The following is a 16,935-nucleotide window of genomic DNA, read 5'->3' as shown; positions in this document are numbered from 1 at the left end:
CCGTCCGGGGCCGGCCGGATCGCGGCCGGCCCCGGACGGAAGTTCAGTCCCGGAGTCAGTCCTCCGGCAGCTCGACCGGAGCGATCTCGTCGTAGAGGTCACCCGGGCCCGGGTTGCTCGCGTCGGTCGTACCGCCGAAGTGGGTCATCACGCCCCACACCGCGTTCAGCGCGGTCTGTACGGCGCCCTCGGCCCAGCCCGCCGTCCAGGAGATGTCGTCGCCCGCCAGGAAGATGCCGCGCTTGTCCTCGGGCAGCCGGTCCTGCATGAAGTGGGTGAACAGCCGCCGCTGGTAGCGGTAGTGGCCGGGCAGGTTCGCCTTGAACGCGCCCATGAAGTACGGCTCGTTCTCCCAGGACACGGTCACCGGGCTGCCGATGATGTGGCTGCGGATGTCGACCTTCGGGTAGATCTCGCCGAGCGACTTGAGCATGACCTCCATCCGCTCGCTCGCGGACAGCGGCAGCCACTTGAGGCTGTCGTCGCACCAGGTGTACGAGAGGCAGATGACGGCCGGCTTGTCAGGCCCGTTGTCCAGCAGATACGTGCCGCGGGTCATCCGGTCGGTGAGCGTCATCGACATGACGTCGCGGCCGGTCGGATTCCCCCTGTCGTCGACGGCCTTGTCCAGCCAGAAGGGCCGGTCGACCGGAACGAAGAGCTTGGACGACTCCATGTAGTGGGTCCGCTCCATCGCCGTCCAGTGGTCGATGGGGAAGAGCGAGTCGTCGCAGGCGATCTTGGACAGCAGCATCCAGGACTGCGCGGTGAAGATGGCGGCCTGGTACGTGCGGATGTCGCCGGAGGCGTCGGTCACGGTGATCCGGTTGCCCGCGGTGCGGTGCAGCCGGGTCACGGCCGGGCGCGGGTCGCCCTCGTGGAGGGACTTCAGGGACGTGCCCTGCGCCCAGTGCACGATCTTCTCGGGCTCGCGTTCCCAGAGCCGCACCGGCAGCTGCTGGCTGCCTTCGACGATGCCACGGTGGTGGTCGTCGGCCTCGGAGTAGACGACGCGCAGGATCTCCAGGATGGAGTTGGGGAAGTCGGTGTCCCAGCCGCCCGTGCCGAAGCCGACCTGGCCGAAGATCTCGCGGTGCCGGAAGGACTTGAAGGCCTCGGACTCGCAGAGGAAGCCGTAGAAGGTCTGGTTGTCGAGCTTCTCCACCAGCTTCGCCCAGATCTCGCGGATGCGCGGCACGTCGCGCTCGCGCATGGCGCGGTTCATGTCGGAGAAGTCGGCGCCCTCCTCCAGACAGGCGTTCCAGGCGTCCATCACATCGCGGTAGACCTGCGGCAGGTCGTCGATGGTCTCGGCGTAGTGCGACTCACCCTTGAGGTCGACGACGGTCGACGGGGTGCCGGGGGCGAGGGGGTTGGGGAAGGCCTGCGTGGTCAGGCCGACCAGGTCGATGTAGTGCTGCAGCGCGGTGGAGGAGGGCGGGAAGCGCATCGCGCCCATCTCGGCGGACAGTTCGGGATCGCAGCCGTCGAAGCCGACGGTGCGCAGTCGGCCGCCGATCCGGTCCGCCTCGTAGACGACCGGCTTGAGGCCCATCTTCATCAGCTCGTACGCGGCGACCAGGCCGGAGAGCCCGCCACCGATCACCGCGACCTCGGCGCCGTGCTCGGTCGCCGGTATCTGGCCGAGGCCGGCCGGGTGGGCGAGGAAGTCGTCGTACGCGTACGGAAAGTCCGGACCGAACATGGTGATCGGCGGCTGCGCGTCGGTGTGCTGGACAGCGGTGGGCACCGTGGACGTCATGAGGGGCGGACTCCTTGCACGGAAAGGTAAGCGTTGAGCGGGGCGGGGACGCGGTCAGACCAGGGAGCCGTACAGGCCGGGGCGGCGATCGCGCAGATACGGATTGGCCTCGCGCGAGGCGCTCAGGAAGGCTGGGTCCACCTCGCCGACGACCAGTTCCTCACCGCGTCCGGCGCGGGCACGGGCCGCGCCGTCGGGGCCCGCGAGGCAGCTGAGTCCGACGAACTCGAACTCGCCCTCCGGTCCCGTCCTGTTCACGTACGCGATGTACATCTGGCTCTCGAAGGCCCGCACCGGGACGAGGGACTCTGCGACGAACTGGAAGGGGTGCATCTGGGCGGTGGGCACCACCAGCAGATCGGTGCCGGCGAGCGCGTGCGCCCGGACGTTCTCCGGGAACTCCACGTCGTAGCAGATCAGCATGCCGATCCGGATCCCGCCGAGCTCCGCCTGGACGACGGTTTCCTCGCCCGGGGTGAACCACTTCTGCTCGAAGCAGCCGAAGAGATGGGTCTTGCGGTAGTTCGCGAGGCGCTCGCCGTCGGGGCCGATCAGCTGGGCGGAGTTGAAGATCCTCCCTCTGGGGGCACCTCCCAGCGGTGGCCGGGGGACTTCGGCCGAGGGGACCCCCGTCTCGCTTCGCTCGTCCTCGCGCTCCGGGTATCCGTAGACGACGGCGATGCCGTGCCGTCCGGCGATCTCCGAGACGGACCGCGCACCGGCGCCGTCGGCGCGCTCGGCCAGCAGCGGCACGTCGTCGCCGATCGCATACCCGGTCAGGAACATCTCGGGGCAGACCAGCAGCCCGGCGCCGGCGGCAGCGGCGCGGCCCGCGGCCTCGTCCAGCACCTTGAGATTCTCGGCGACCGAGCCCGGTCGGCCGGAACTCTGGAGCAGGGCGGTGCGCAGCGGCGGCATGGCTGACCTCAGGCTGTGTGCAGGGGTGAGGAAGACATCTAAAACGGTACGGTCCGGCCATCCACCCGGACAAGGCGAGAGCGTTGCGCGTGGATGGTCGATCCATTGCGTAATCGGCGGCCGCGGCGGTGATTCATTGCGCGGGCCGGAACTTCCCGGTTCTGCGGCTCAGCCGGGCGCGCCCGAAGAGAACCGCCGCATGAGCGGGGAGAGCACCAGCACCGACTTGGTGCGCTCCACGAACGGCTCGCCCGCGATCCTCTCCAGCACACGCTCGAAGTGGCGCATGTCGGAGGCGAAGACCTGGACGATCGCGTCCGCCTCACCGGTGACGGTGGAGGCGGACACGACCTCCGGGTAGCGCTCCAGGCCGCGGCGGATGTCGTTCGGCGAGGTGTTGTGGCGACAGTAGATCTCGACGAAACCCTCGGTCTCCCAGCCGAGCGCCGCCGGGTCCACTCGTACGGTGAAGCCGGTGATGGCGCCTTCGGCGCGCAGCCGGTCGACCCGCCGCTTGACGGCGGGGGCAGAGAGGCCCACCTCGGCGCCGATGTCCGCGTAGGAGCGGCGGGCATCCTCGGCGAGGGCGTGGACGATGCGTTCGTCGAGATCGTTCAGTCGCACTGCGGGTGGATCACTTCTCTGCCGTGGCCAGTCGGGAGCGGCGCATGCCGTATCCGAAGTAGAACACGAGGCCTGCGATCATCCAGGCTCCGAAGACCGCCCAGGTGGAGCCCGGAAGACTGAACATCATGTAGAGGCAGAACAGGAGGCCCAGGATCGGCGTCACCGGGAACAGCGCCACGCGGAAGGTGCGCGACATGTCGGGCCGGGTGTAGCGGAGGATCACGACGGCGACATTGACCAGAGCGAATGCGAAGAGCGTGCCGATGCTGGTGGCATTGGCCAGCTCGCCGAGCGGGATGGTCGCCGCGAGCACACCGCAGAAGAGCGAGACGATCAGCGTGTTGGCGCGTGGGCTCCCGGTGCGGGCGTCGACCTTGGCGAAGACCTTGGGGATCAGCCCGTCGCGGGCCATGGCGAACAGGATGCGGGTCTGACCGTAGAGGACGGCGAAGACGACACTGGCGATGGCCACGACCGCACCGGCGGCGAGGACGACGCCCCAGAAGCTGTGGCCGGTGACGTCCTTCATGATCTGCGCCAGGGCGGCCTCGGTGCCCTCGAAGTCCTGCCACGGCATGGCGCCGACGGCGACCAGGGCGACGAGGCAGTACAGCACGGTGACGATGAGCAGCGAGAGCATGATCGCGCGCGGCAGGTCACGCTTGGGGTTCGTGGCCTCCTCACCGGCCGTGGAGGCGGCGTCGAAGCCGATGTACGAGAAGAACAGGGTGGCCGCGGCGGCGCTGATGCCGGTCACGCCGAGCGGGACGAGCGGGGTGTAGTTGCCGGCCTTGATGCCCATGAAGCCGATCGCGCAGAAGATCACCAGGGTGACGATCTTGACGACCACCATGATCGTGTTGACGCGGGCGCTCTCCTTGGCGCCGCGCATCAGGAACACCATGGCGAGCAGGATGACGACCAGGGCGGGGAGGTTGATGAAGCCGCCCTCGCCGAGCGGCGCGGACACCGACTCGGGGATGGTGATGCCGAGCGTGCCGTCGAGCAGTTCGTTGAGATATTCGCCCCAGCCGACGGCCACGGCCGCGACCGAGACGCCGTACTCCAGGATCAGACACCAGCCGCAGATCCAGGCGACGATCTCGCCCATGGTGGCGTACGAGTACGAATACGAAGAGCCGGAGACCGGGATGGAGCCGGCCAGCTCGGCGTAGGAGAGCGCCGAGAACAGCGCGGTCAGACCGGCGATGACGAACGAGATCGCGACGGCCGGGCCGGCCAGCGGCGTGGCCTCACCGAGCACCACGAAGATGCCGGTGCCGAGCGTCGCACCGATGCTGATCATGGTCAGCTGCCACATGGAGAGCGAGCGGCGGAGCGTGCCGCCCTCGCCCTGGCCGCCCTCGGCCACCAGGCGCTCGACGGGCTTGCGCCGCATCAGCCGGGTGCCGAGACCGAGGTTCTCGGCGCGCGATGGGTCGGTCGTGGGTGGGGCTTCGCCGTGGTCCAGCACTGCGGGGCTCCTTCGTGGCTGCGGTTCGGCGACGTGTGATCGGCGGCGGTCCGCGGGGCATGACGGATGAGCCCGCGCATGAGGGAAGGGACCGCCGAGCAGGCGATCAACGCCACTCCTGGTATGGGGCCTGAGCCTACGAGTCCGCAGCTCACGCCCGTAATGCAGCGTTGTTGCGCATCAGCGGACGTTCATTGCGCGATGACGGGCATCACGGGGAAACATTGCGCCCGAGTGAACGACAACATCACAGCTCCCGCAGGCGCTCCACGATTTCGCGCAGCAGCGCGGGGTCGTTCATGCCCTCGTGGGTGACCGGTTGGGAGACGCGGACGAGTCCGGCTTCGACCAGATCGACGAGCAGGACGCGTACGACGGTCAGCGGCAGGTCCGCGTCGGCGGCGATCTCGGCGACCGGGCGCGGCTCGCGGCGTACCAGGTCGAGCAGCGAGCTGCGGGCATGGTCGAGCCGCGGCTCGGGACCCACCGGGTCGATGGCCGTGACCTGTGACATCAGGTCGATGGTGTGCTCGGAGGCGGGACGGGTCCGGCCCCGGGTGACGGTGTACGGCCGTACCAGGGGACCGGTCTCGTCCTCGTACCAGTGGTCGCTCACGGGTCAGGCGTCGGTGGCCTCGGCGGCCGAGCGGGTGGGAACGGCCATGTGCCGGCCCACTCGCCTGACCAGCAGCGCCATTTCATGGGCCAGCTGTCCGACGTCGGTCTCGATGTCGGAGAACACCGCGAGCCTGCTGCCGTCGCCGGCCGGGGTGATGAAGAGGAACGCGTTGTCGAGCATGACCATGGTCTGCCGTACCTTCCCGGCCTCGAAGCGGTCGCCCGCTTCCCTGGCGAGGCTGTGAAAGCCCGCGCAGACCGCGGAGAGATGCTCGATGTCCCTCCTGACCATGCCCCGGGACGCGCTGCTGACCAGGCCGTCGGCCGTCAGCAACACCGCCTGGCGCACGTGGTCGGTCCTGTCCAGCAGATCGTCCAGCAGCCAGCCGAGGCCCGACTGATCGCCGACGCTCTGATCCCCGACGCTCTCGTCGCCGGTGTTTTCGTCAGCCATCGTCGTCCGTCCCTTCATCTGTCGTGCGGGCGCGCGGCGCCGCGCTCGGGGACGCAGGGCCGACGGCATCGCCCTTGCGGCCGCGGTCGAGGCCTCGTTGGAAAGCTCCGAAGATCGAGCGCATCTCTTCCGGGGAGACGTCGCGCTCCGGGCCCTCGGCCGTGGTGGGGCGCGCCTCGCGGAGGGGGGCGGCGAGTGAGGCCTGGCGTACGCGAGTGGGCAGCGCGTAGGCCGGAGGCGCGTCCTCGGCAGGAGGCGCGTCCTCGGCAGGAGGCTCGGCCTGGGCGGGAGGCGCGTCCTCGGCTGACGGCTCGGCCTGGGCGGGAGGCGGGTCTGCCTCGGCGGGTGCGGCGGCGGGGTCCTCCGGGGCGCGGTCGTGCACCGGAGGGACGGACTCCAGCGCCCGGCGCGAGGGCAGCGCCCGCACCGGAGCGGGCTTCTCCTCCGCTTCCGAGCCACTCGGCCGGTCGGCCGGCTCGACGGGGGCGAGGATCGTGTGCGGCACAAGCACCACAGCCGTGGTGCCGCCGTACGGCGACCTGGTGAGGGTCACCCCGATGCCGTGCCGCTCGGCGAGCCTGCCGACGACGTACAGGCCGAGACGCTCGTCCTGCGCCGGGTCGAAGTCCCGCGGGTGCGCCAGCGTCCGGTGCGCCAGCGCCAGTTCGTCCGCGTCCATGCCGAGCCCGCGGTCGTCGATCTCCAGCACGAAACCGTTGCGGGCATGCCCGGTCCGCATGGTGACCTGGGTGTGCGGCGGGGAGAACACGGCCGCGTTCTCGACCAGTTCGGCGACCAGGTGCACCACGTCGGCCACCGCCTCCGCGCCGATGCCCACCGCGGGCATCGGCGGCACCACGACCCGGGTGTAGTCCTCGATCTCACCGACCGCCGCGGACACGATGTCGGCCACGGGCACCGGCTTGCGCCAACGGCGGCCGGGCGTGGCACCGGAGAGGATGATGAGCCCTTCCGCGTGACGCCGCATCCGGGTCGTCAGATGGTCGATCCGGAACAGGTCCTCCAGTGTGTCCGGATCGCTCGTACGCCGTTCCAGGGTGTCGACCAGTTTCGACTGTCGGTGGACCAGCGCCTGGTTGCGCCGGGCGATGTTGAGCAGGACGGAGAAGACGCCCCGGCGCAGGGTCGCCTGTTTGACGGCGGCCTCGACGGCCGCCAGACGGGCGGTGTTGAGCGCCTGGCCGACCTGGCCGATCTCGTCGAGCCCTCTGGCCTCGTCGCCGAAGTCGAGCGGCGGGGCGGCCGCGGCCGCGTCGACCTCCTCGCCCGCGCCGAGCCGTTCCATCACCTCGGGCAGCTGACGGGTGGCCAGCACATCGGCGGCGTCGCGCAGTTCCTCCAGTCGGCGCGAGATGCGCCGGCCACTGGCCACCGAGAACAAGATCGACAGGCCGACCGCGATCAGCCCGAGCACTCCGACGACCGCGGCCTTGATCATCTCGCCGTAGGCGAAGGCCCGGCCGCGGTCGGCGGTGTTGAGCGCCGCATCGGTGCACAGCAGCATGTACCGCTTGACCGCGCGGTCCGTCGTGGTCCGCCAGGAGTCGGCCGCCATGGCCTCGCCCGCGTCCGCCGCACCCGCCCGCAGCAGCGCGTCCTCCCCCGCGGTCAGCGCCCGGTACTCCTCGCTCCGCTCGAAGCCGGTGAACAGCCGCCGGGAGTCGTCCGGGAGGTCGGGGACATACGTACGGTGGAAGACCCGCCGGTCCTCGATGGTGGCGGTCAGCGTGTCGTACTGGCTGTCGGTGAGATTCCCCGCGGCGCGCGCCCCGGCGACCAGCGCGTCCTCCCGCGAGACGAACTCCCTTACGCGCACCAGCTCGACGACGACCTGCGCCTCACGGGCCAGCTGACCGGCCTGCAGGGCGGTGAGCGTGGACTGTACGTCGAAGGTCGGCTCGACCATGGCGGTGTACGCGCCGACCGCGCCGTCCCAGGAGATCGCCCGGGCCAGCACCCTCTCGCGCAGTTTCTCGAGCCCGTCGACGGCACCGTTCATCGCGTCGAGGGACTGCCGCTGCCGGGCGGAGAGATCCTCGCGCCGCTCCTGGTTCGCGATCGCGTCCCGCATGGCGCGCACGGCCCGGTCGGTCGAACGCTGCTGCTGGGTGAGCGCGGCGACGGCGGCCGGGGTGTCCTGCCGTCCCGCTCCCAGATACTCGGCGGAGATCCGGCGCTCGATCTGGATCTGGCCGACGGCGGTGTCGACCGGCGTGCCGAAACTCTCATACACACCCTGCACGCGGATCAGGGCCCGTAGGTCTCCGGTCACCGACACCATGGCGAAAGTCCACAGCACCATCAGAGCGATGACGGGTATGACCGTCAGGGTCACGATCCGGCCACGGATCGTGGGGCGGCGCAGTCGCCGACGCATGGTCTCCCCAGAGCAATAGGACAACTGACTACCGGTGGTTACCCACCGGTAGGGGCAGTCAAGCTACGCGACGTGGCATGGACAACGCAATGTTCCTGCAGGTAACTGAGCAGCGGTGACTGAACAGCACCCCGACCCGCGGAGGTTCGCGTGACCTGGCTCGATCCCAGCCCCTTTCTGCGCGGGGTGGCATGGCTGGACGACGGGCGGGCGGTGCGCGCCGACCCGGCGGATCTGGCCAGGCTGCCGTGGGACGCCGGCGAGCGCGCGGCGCTGCCCATCGGCGTACGGCTGGAGTTCACGGCCGAGGGCGCTCAGGCGGTCGAGATCCGCTACCGCGCCTCAGTGCCGGGTCCGACCGACGCGCTGCGGGAGATCGCCCACTGCTTCGCCCTGTGGCAGAGCGGCAGCCGTGTCTCCGAGACGATCGCCGGACCCGCCGAGGAGGCGATTGTCACCCTCCGCCTCCCGGCAGGCGCCGAGGGGCCGTTCACCATCCATCCGCCCGAAGCCCAGTGCCCCGTGATCCTGGGGCTGCGGGCCGTCGGCGGGTCCGTCGCGCCCGCCCCGCGGCAGCCGCGCTGGCTCGTCCACGGCGACTCCATCACCGAGGGCTGGTGGTCCACCCGCCCGGCCCACTCCTGGCCCGCCGTCGCCGGGCGTGTCCTCGGCCTGGACACGGTCAACCTCGGCTACGCCGGAGCTGCCCGCGGCGAACTGGCCACCGCAGAACAGCTCGCGGCACTCCCGGCCGACGCGATCACGCTCGCCTTCGGCACCAACTGCTGGACGGGGACCCCCTTTTCGGGTCCGCTGCTGTACGAGACGACGCGCGCGTTCATCGCGCTCGTACGCCAGGGGCACCCGCACACCCCGCTGCTGCTGGTCTCCCCCGTGCTGCGCCCCGACGCCGAGCAGACCCCCAACCGCCTCGGCGCCACGCTCGCCGAGCTGCGTACGGCGATGGAGGAGGCCGTCGTCGACCTCATGGACGGCGGCTCCGACTCCGGCCGCGGCCCGGGCCCCGGCGACACGCGGCTCGCGCTTCTGCCGGGACGCGATCTGATCGGACCCGGACAGCTGGCCGACGGCGTGCACCCCGACGACGAGGGCCATGCGGCACTGGCGGCCGCGGTCGCCGATGCGCTGCGTACGACACTCTCGTCATCCCGGTCGGTCGAGACGTAATGTGCACTGGCTGATAGAAGGGCGACAAGTGGGGTATGCGAGCCGTGATGAACGCAGAGCCGCACGTGGTGATTGATCAGTCGCCGCACAGAGACAGCGCGGGGGCCCGCCGGGCCGCCGCGGAATTCATGCTGCAGCACTGCCCCTGGGCCGACCTCGACGCGGTGCTGCTGGTCGTCTCCGAGCTGGTCGCCAACGCGGCCCGGCACACCGCGGGCTGGTGGCAGCTGCATCTGACGGCAGGGCAGGACACGCTGGTGGTGAAGATGGACGACTCCAGCCCGCTGCCTCCCGTGCCGCGCGAGCCCGACTTCACCGGCGGCGGCGGATTCGGCTGGCACATGGTGCTGAAGCTCGCGGGACGGGTGGAGGTCCGCCCGCTGCCGTACGGCAAGCGGGTCCAGGCGACCTGGATGCGGCCGGTCGCAGCGCCATCCCCCTGCTGACCCCGGACACACCCACAAGCGGCGTCCCGGCCGGCCGGGACGCCGCTTCTCCCGTGGGGGGATTGGGCTGGTGCTCCGTGTCAGGTCACTCCACGGCGAGCAGTCCCGCACGCAGCCGCGACGTGATGCGCGTCAGCAGCCGGGACACATGCATCTGCGAGACGCCCAGCTCCGCGCCGATCTCCGACTGGGTCATCTCCTCGCCGAAGCGCATCCGCAGGATGCGCCTGTCCCGGTCGTCGAGCTCCTCGATGAGCGGCTTGAGCGCCTGGACGTTCTCCGCGGTCTCCAGGTCGGCGTCGGGCGCGCCCAGCCGGTCGGACAGCGGCACCGGAGCGTGGTCGGAGGCGTCGTCCATCGGCATGTCGATCGAGCCTGCCGTATAGCCGTTGCTGGCGACGACGCCCTCGATGATCTCTTCCTCGTCGAGCCCGAGGTGTTCGGCGAGTTCGGCCGTGCTCGGCGCGCGGTCCAGTTCCTGGGAGAGCTCGTCGGTTGCCTTCGCCAGATCGATCCGCAACTCCTGCAGCCTGCGCGGCACATGCACGGCCCAGCTGGTGTCACGGAAGAACCGCTTGATCTCACCGATGATGTACGGAACGGCGAACGTCGCGAACTCCACCTCGCGGCTCAGCTCGAACCGGTCGATCGCCTTGATGAGGCCGATGGTGCCGACCTGGACGATGTCCTCCATCTGCTCGGCCCGGTTGCGGAACCGGCCTGCCGCGTACCTGACCAGCGCCAGGTTCAGCTCGATGAGCGTGTTGCGTACGTACTGGTGCTCGTACGTTCCCTCTTCCAGCGAAGCGAGCCGTACGAAGAAGACCTTCGAGATCTCGCGTGCGTCGCTGGGAGCCACCTCCCCAGGATTGGGCACATACGGAAGGTCCAGTTCCGCCATGTTCGGGCACCGTGTTCCAGGCTGTGTGAGTTCGGTCGTAACCGTGCTCGCCGTGGACACTTTGTCCTCCCCTGCTCGTGGTCAGTGCAGGGCGCGTATACCCCGGTTGTCGCCACACATGCCTGTCCCGGCGGGGAGTTGACGGGAAAGGCCGCGTCCGGCCGCCGCGGATCGCGGGGCCGGACGCTGATGGCTCGTACTAGTTCCAGCTGGCGTGCAGCGGCTTGCCCTCGGCGTAACCGGCGGCGCTCTGGACGCCGACGATCGCCTTCTCGGCGAACTCCTCGAGGGAGCCCGCGCCCGCGTAGGTGCAGGCGGAGCGTACGCCCGCGATGATCGAGTCGATCAGGTCCTCGACGCCGGGACGGGTCGGGTCGAGGAACATCCGCGAGGTGGAGATGCCCTCTTCGAACAGCGCCTTGCGGGCCCGGTCGTACGCCGACTCCTCGCTCGTACGGTTACGGACGGCACGCGCGGAGGCCATGCCGAAGGACTCCTTGTACAGACGCCCGTCGGCGGTCTGCTGGAGGTCGCCCGGGGACTCGTAGGTCCCGGCGAACCAGGAGCCGACCATGACGTTCGAGGCGCCGGCGGCGAGTGCCATGGCGACGTCGCGCGGGTGGCGGATACCGCCGTCGGCCCAGACGTGCTTGCCGAACTTCTTCGCCTCGGCGGCGCACTCCAGCACGGCCGAGAACTGCGGCCGGCCCACGCCGGTCATCATGCGGGTGGTGCACATGGCGCCTGGGCCCACACCGACCTTGATGATGTCCGCGCCGGCTTCGACGAGATCGCGCACGCCCTCGGCGGCCACGATGTTGCCCGCGACGATCGGCACCTGCGGGTCGAGCCCGCGGACCGCCTTGATCGCGCTGATCATCGACTCCTGGTGACCGTGCGCGGTGTCGACGACCAGGGTGTCGACGCCCGCGTCGAGGAGCTGCTTGGCCTTGCCCGCCACATTGCCGTTGATGCCGACGGCGGCGGCGATGCGCAGCCGGCCATCGGCGTCGACGGCGGGGGCGTAGAGGGTCGCGCGCAGGGCGCCCTTGCGGGTGAGGATGCCGGCGAGCCGGCCGTCCTTGTCCACGGCGGGGGCGTACCGGCGGTTGGCGTGGTCGAGCTTGTTGAAGGCGTCGCGCGGGTCGATGTCCGCGTCGAGCAGCAGCAGGTCCCTGGACATGACCTCGGACAGCTGGGTGAAGCGGTCGACCCCGGACAGGTCGGCGTCGGTGACGACACCGATGGGCCGGTGGTCCGCGTCGACGACGACACCGGCGTCGTGCGCCCGCTTCGGCAGCAGGGACAGCGCGTCGGCGACGGTCTGACCGGGGGCGAGCACGATCGGGGTGTCGAGGACGAGGTGGCGCGTCTTGACCCAGGAGATGACGTCGGTGACGACCTCGATCGGGATGTCCTGGGGGATGACGACGAGGCCACCGCGGCGGGCGAGCGTCTCGGCCATCCGGCGTCCCGCGATGGCGGTCATGTTCGCGACGACCAGCGGGATGGTGGTGCCGGAGCCGTCGCGCGAGGAGAGGTCCACGCCCTGACGGGAGCCGACGGCCGAGCGGCTCGGCACCATGAATACGTCGTCGTACGTCAGGTCGTACGGCGGCTTCAGGTCATTGAGGAAACGCACGTGCAGAACATCCCAGTCGATCGGAGTTGGCCCCCGGGCATTTCAGCCGGGGAAATCGCACGTACTTCATTGTCCCATGGCGACGAGAATGCGATGCCGGGAGAAAACTCCAGCTCACGGGGGTGCCGTCGAGCAGATCCTCCAAAATGATCCGCCCGGCGCCCCCGCCCACAACGTCTGCTGACGGCCCGCGCCGACTCGGCCGCCCGCGTCCTCGCTCAGTCGTCCGGGTCTGACCGGTCCAGCGCCGGTCGCTGTCCCGGCGGGGCCTTCAGCAGCTGGTCCGCCGCCGCCGTGTCCGTCACCAGGCTGGTCACAAGCCCGGAGCGCAGTACGGCCCCGATCGCCTCAGCCTTGCGCTGGCCGCCCGCGATCGCCACCACCTCCGGGATACGGCGCAGCCGGTCCGCCTCGACCGTGATGCACCGCTCGCCCAGGTCACGGCCGACCCGTCGGCCCTCCGCGTCGAAGAGGTGCGCCGACATCTCGGCGGCGACGCCGAGCGAGGCGTAGTGCGCGCGCTCCTCGTCGGTGAGCATGTCGTGCACGGTCGAGATGCCCGGCTCCCAGGAGCCGATGGAGACGGCCGCGACGGTGACCTTGTCGAAGTACTCGAAGGCGCGGGCGATGCCGGTCTGGCTGCGCAGCGCCGCGGCGGTCGCCGGGTCGGGCAGCAGCATCGGGGCGTAGATGGGGTGGGCCTCGCCGCCGGAGACCTGGGCGGCGCGCCGGACCGCCTCGACCGAGCCGCGCTCGGCGGTCCCCGCGTCGTACACGCCGGTGAGCTGCACGACCGTGCACGGCGGCAGCCGGTCGAGCGCGGCGGCCATGTGGATGGTGGACCGGCCCCAGGCCAGCCCCAGCACATCGCCCTCGTTCACGAGCTCGCCGAGCAGATCGGCGGCCACTTCGCCGAGGTTCTCCGGGTCGGGCGACTCGTCGGCACCCTCCGCGGGGGATTCGACAACGACCGCGTGCCGCAGTCCGTAGCGTGCGCGGAGCGCGTCGGAGCGCTCGGCGTCCAGTTCCGCGGGTACGCGGATCTCGATCCGTACGAGATCACGCTCGAGCGCCGTCTCCAGGACCCGCGCGACCTTGAAGCGGCTGACGCCGAACTCCTCCGCGATCTGGATCTTGGATTTGCCCTCGAGGTAGAAGCGGCGGGCCATGGCCGCCGCCTGCACCAGCTCCGCGGGTCCCATCCGCATGGCTGACCGGCCCGTCGACACCGCGATCTCCTCACTGCTGTACACACTCCGGATCCGTCATCCTGTCAGATCCGGCGGTTCTTGATCTGCCCTGATGGGCTGAGTTCACTTGCTTGTGGCTCAGTGGTCGCACGCCCAGGCCGCCGAGGCCAGGGTCTGCTGCGCCTTCGTACGCAACGCACGCACCGCCTGTGCCGGGTTCTGGGCGCCGTAGACCGCCGAGCCGGCGACGAACACATCCGCGCCGGCCTCGGCGCACCGCTCGATCGTGGAATCCGAGACGCCGCCGTCGACCTGCAGCCACAGCTCCAGACCGTGCTTGGCGATGAGCTCCCGGGTACGGCGGATCTTCGGCAGCATGATGTCGAGGAAGGCCTGGCCGCCGAAGCCCGGCTCCACGGTCATGATCAGCAGCATGTCGAGCTCGGGGAGCAGGTCCTCGTACGGCTCGATCGCGGTGGCGGGCTTGAGCGCCATCGAGGCACGGGCGCCCTTGGACCGGATCTCGCGCGCCAGCCGTACGGGCGCGGCCGCGGCCTCGACATGGAAGGTGACGGATCCGGCCCCCGCTTCGACGTACTGCGGGGCCCAGCGATCGGGGTCATCGATCATCAGATGGCAGTCCAGCGGGGTGTCCGTCGCGCGGCTGAGGGATTCCACGATCGGCACGCCCAGGGTGAGGTTGGGCACGAAGTGGTTGTCCATCACGTCGACATGGAGCCAGTCGGCGCCCTCGACTGCCCTGGCCTCCTCCGCCAGGCGGGAGAAGTCGGCGGAAAGAATACTTGGATTGATCTGAACGGCCATGTGCCAAGCCTGCCACGTTCCGGGGCTCTTCCCCTCCCCGGTCTGTCTCTCGGTACGGACCAAGGGCTCCCGGGATCAGTACAGTCCGTGCAATCCTGGCGATTCGGCCCGTCGCGAGGGGCTATTGGGGGGCGTCATGCCGGACGCACAGGAGCTTCAGCCACCACCAAGGCAACGCGTCGCCCATCTGGTCTGCGGGCGGCGCAGCAAGTGGGTTGTGGTGGTGCTGTGGCTGGCGGTGATGGTGCTCGCCTTCCCCCCTGGCACAGAGGCTCACCGACGCCCAGGACAACGACGCCTCGTCCTGGCTGCCCGGCAGCGCGGAGTCCACTCAAGTCCTGCAGGAATCCGAGGGGTTCAGGCCTGAGGTCATCCCGGCGATCGTCGTGTACGCACGCGGGAGCGGCCTGACCGCGGCCGATCAAAAGCTCATCGCCGACGACATCGCGACCATCAAGGAGCTGCGGGAGCACGGGGTGCGCGGCGATGAAGTCCGCGGTCCGGTGCCGGACCGTCCCGACAACCCGCGGGCCGCCCAGGTCTTCGTACCGATCACGATGGACGAGGAGGGCTGGGAGCGGATCGCGCCCGCCGTCGACTCCATCCGCGACGAGACCGGCACCGGCAAGGCAGGCCTCGCGGTGCACATCACCGGGCCCGGCGGCACCTCGGCCGACGTCTACAAGGCCTTCGAAGGCATCGACTCCACTCTGCTGCTCTCGGCGCTCGGTGTCGTGATCGTGATGCTGCTGTTCACCTACCGCAGTCCCACCCTGCTGATGGTCCCGGTGATCTCGGTGGTCGGCGCGCTTGCCGCCGCGCAGGCGCTGATCTATCTGCTGGCCGAGCACGCCGATCTCACGGTCAACGGGCAGAGCGCGGGCATCTTGACGGTCCTCGTCTTCGGCGCGGGGACGGACTATGCCCTCTTGCTGGTCGCCCGCTACCGCGAGGAGCTGCGCCGCCACGAGGAGCGGCACGAGGCGATGGCCCTGGCGCTGCACCGTGCGGGCCCCGCGGTGCTGGCCAGCGGCGCCACCGTGGTGCTGGGCATGCTGGTCCTGCTGGCCGCGGAGATGAACTCCACCAGCGGGCTCGGACCCGTCGCCGCCATCGGCGTCGCGGTCGCCCTGCTGGCCATGCTGACGCTGTTCCCCGCGCTGCTGGTGATCTTCGGGCGCTGGATCTTCTGGCCCGCCGTCCCGCACTTCGGCTCACCCGAGCCGACCGTGCGTGGCTTCTGGGCCCGTACGGGAGGGCGCATCGCCCGCCGCCCGCGCGCGATCTGGGCCGCCACCGCGATCGTCCTCGCCGCCGTCTCCCTCGGCCTGATGCAGCTGCGGGCCGAGGGCATCAGCAACGCCGACTCCTTCACCGAGAAGCCCGATTCGATCGTCGGGCAGGAGGTCCAGAGCCGGTACTTCCCGGCGGGCAGCGGGGATCCGCTTGTGATCGTCAGCAATGCGGAGCAGGCCCGGCAGGTCGGCGAGACCGTCGCGGCGACCCGTGGTGTGGTGCCGCGGTCCATCGCCGTTCCGCCCGGCACCAAACCGGTGCACGACGGCCGAGTGCTGATCGAGGCGACCATGACGGATCCCGCGGACAGCGCGGCCGCCAAGGAGACGGTCGAGCGTGTACGGGATGCGGTGCACGCGGTTCCGGACGCCGACGCGCGAGTGGGCGGCGGCACGGCCGCTCTGCTCGACATGGACGCCGCGACCACCCACGACAACTACCTGATCATCCCGCTGGTACTGGCGATGGTGCTGCTGGTGCTCACAGTGCTGCTGCGGTCCGTGATCGCCCCGCTACTGCTGATCGGCACCGTCGTGCTGTCCTTCGCGGCGGCCCTTGGCCTGAGCGCGCTCGCGTTCCGGTACCTCTTCGACTACGCGGGCGAGACGACGGACTTCCCGCTCTTCGTCTTCGTCTTTCTGGTGGCGCTGGGCATCGACTACAACATCTTCCTGTCCACCCGGATCCGCGAGGAGGCCGGCCGCCAGGGCACCAGAGCGGGCGTGCTGACCGGCCTGGCGGCGACCGGCGCGGTCATCACCTCGGCGGGCCTGGTCCTCGCGGGCACGTTCGCGGCACTCGGCACACTGCCCATGGTCGCCTTCGCGGAGATCGGCTTCGCGGTGGCGCTCGGCGTGCTGCTCGACACCTTTGTCGTACGGTCCGTGCTGGTGACGGCGCTGTTCCTGGACGTGGGACCGAAGGTGTGGTGGCCGAGCAGGCTGGCCCGCGAGGACGGGCCGCAGCAGCAGGGCGCCCCGCCGGAGCGGGCGCCTGCGGCGGGCGACATGAGGGGCGGCACGCCGGCGGACGGCTGAGCCGCGCGCCTCGAGATGAGCGCCTCAAGATGTACGCGGAGTGAGCCGCGCACCTCACACCGCGCGCCTCACATTTGGGTTCGCGTCTCCGCTGTCCCGTCCCAAGGCTGACCGCGCAGCCCGCGCCCGCCCGGCGTCCACTGACACGCTCCACCGCCG

At 70.2% G+C, this 16,935-nt stretch carries 13 protein-coding genes and 1 pseudogene; 3 read left to right on the top strand and 11 right to left on the bottom strand.

Annotated elements, in window-relative coordinates; all coding sequences use genetic code 11:
- Nucleotides 1–55: 55 nt before the first annotated feature.
- From ACH492_RS31745 to ACH492_RS31715, 7 genes are all read right to left on the bottom strand, one after another.
- Entirely contained in the window at nt 56–1,762 is a 1,707-nt protein-coding gene (locus tag ACH492_RS31745; RefSeq protein ID WP_398991549.1) for a flavin monoamine oxidase family protein, read from the bottom strand.
- 54 nt (nt 1,763–1,816) lie between these two features.
- Nucleotides 1,817–2,680: a carbon-nitrogen hydrolase family protein gene (locus tag ACH492_RS31740; protein WP_398991547.1), complete on the bottom strand. Its 864-nt coding sequence runs from the start codon at nt 2,678–2,680 to the stop codon at nt 1,817–1,819.
- Nucleotides 2,681–2,848: 168 nt separating this feature from the next.
- On the bottom strand, nt 2,849–3,304 hold the full coding sequence (locus ACH492_RS31735; protein ID WP_398991545.1) for an Lrp/AsnC family transcriptional regulator: 456 nt from the start codon (nt 3,302–3,304) through the stop codon (nt 2,849–2,851).
- A gap of 10 nt (nt 3,305–3,314) precedes the next feature.
- Complete coding sequence (locus ACH492_RS31730) at nt 3,315–4,781, bottom strand: amino acid permease (protein WP_398991543.1); 1,467 nt, start codon at nt 4,779–4,781, stop codon at nt 3,315–3,317.
- 247 nt (nt 4,782–5,028) lie between these two features.
- Nucleotides 5,029–5,397 carry a DUF742 domain-containing protein gene (locus ACH492_RS31725; protein WP_398991541.1) on the bottom strand — a complete coding sequence of 123 codons (369 nt, stop codon included), beginning with the start codon at nt 5,395–5,397 and terminating at the stop codon, nt 5,029–5,031.
- A gap of 3 nt (nt 5,398–5,400) precedes the next feature.
- Nucleotides 5,401–5,853 (bottom strand): roadblock/LC7 domain-containing protein, encoded by a 453-nt coding sequence (locus ACH492_RS31720; RefSeq protein ID WP_398991539.1) that lies wholly within the window; start codon nt 5,851–5,853, stop codon nt 5,401–5,403.
- Nucleotides 5,846–8,251, bottom strand: coding sequence for a nitrate- and nitrite sensing domain-containing protein (locus tag ACH492_RS31715; RefSeq protein WP_398991537.1), 2,406 nt, complete (start codon nt 8,249–8,251; stop codon nt 5,846–5,848). Before ACH492_RS31715 ends, ACH492_RS31720 begins: the two co-directional genes overlap by 8 nt.
- A 150-nt stretch (nt 8,252–8,401) precedes the next feature.
- Between ACH492_RS31715 and ACH492_RS31710 the strand changes: the two genes are divergently transcribed.
- Together ACH492_RS31710 and ACH492_RS31705 are read left to right on the top strand one after the other, a co-directional pair.
- Nucleotides 8,402–9,439, top strand: a complete 1,038-nt coding sequence (locus ACH492_RS31710; protein WP_398991535.1) for a GDSL-type esterase/lipase family protein — start codon at nt 8,402–8,404, stop codon at nt 9,437–9,439.
- A gap of 47 nt (nt 9,440–9,486) precedes the next feature.
- Nucleotides 9,487–9,885, top strand: coding sequence for an ATP-binding protein (locus tag ACH492_RS31705; RefSeq protein ID WP_398991533.1), 399 nt, complete (start codon nt 9,487–9,489; stop codon nt 9,883–9,885).
- Between the two features lie 85 nt (nt 9,886–9,970).
- On the opposite strand, the gene ACH492_RS31700 is transcribed toward ACH492_RS31705, so the two are convergent.
- From ACH492_RS31700 to rpe, 4 genes are all read right to left on the bottom strand, one after another.
- Nucleotides 9,971–10,786, bottom strand: a complete 816-nt coding sequence (locus ACH492_RS31700; RefSeq protein WP_398991531.1) for an RNA polymerase sigma factor SigF — start codon at nt 10,784–10,786, stop codon at nt 9,971–9,973.
- Nucleotides 10,787–10,985: 199 nt separating this feature from the next.
- Nucleotides 10,986–12,428, bottom strand: a complete 1,443-nt coding sequence (locus tag ACH492_RS31695; protein ID WP_398991529.1) for a GuaB1 family IMP dehydrogenase-related protein — start codon at nt 12,426–12,428, stop codon at nt 10,986–10,988.
- A gap of 218 nt (nt 12,429–12,646) precedes the next feature.
- Nucleotides 12,647–13,681: a sugar-binding transcriptional regulator gene (locus tag ACH492_RS31690; RefSeq protein WP_398991527.1), complete on the bottom strand. Its 1,035-nt coding sequence runs from the start codon at nt 13,679–13,681 to the stop codon at nt 12,647–12,649.
- A gap of 75 nt (nt 13,682–13,756) precedes the next feature.
- Entirely contained in the window at nt 13,757–14,443 is a 687-nt protein-coding gene (gene rpe, locus ACH492_RS31685; RefSeq protein WP_398991525.1) for a ribulose-phosphate 3-epimerase, read from the bottom strand.
- Between the two features lie 136 nt (nt 14,444–14,579).
- On the opposite strand from rpe, the pseudogene ACH492_RS31680 reads away from it, so the two are divergent.
- Nucleotides 14,580–16,776 (top strand): annotated as a pseudogene (locus tag ACH492_RS31680) (MMPL family transporter).
- Nucleotides 16,777–16,935: the final 159 nt, after the last annotated feature.

Origin of the sequence: Streptomyces sp. NPDC019443 (assembly GCF_044389785.1) — a bacterium.
Lineage (GTDB): Bacteria > Actinomycetota > Actinomycetes > Streptomycetales > Streptomycetaceae > Streptomyces.
Note: the sequence above shows the minus strand (reverse complement) of the source record. Positions and strands in the feature narration are given on the sequence as shown.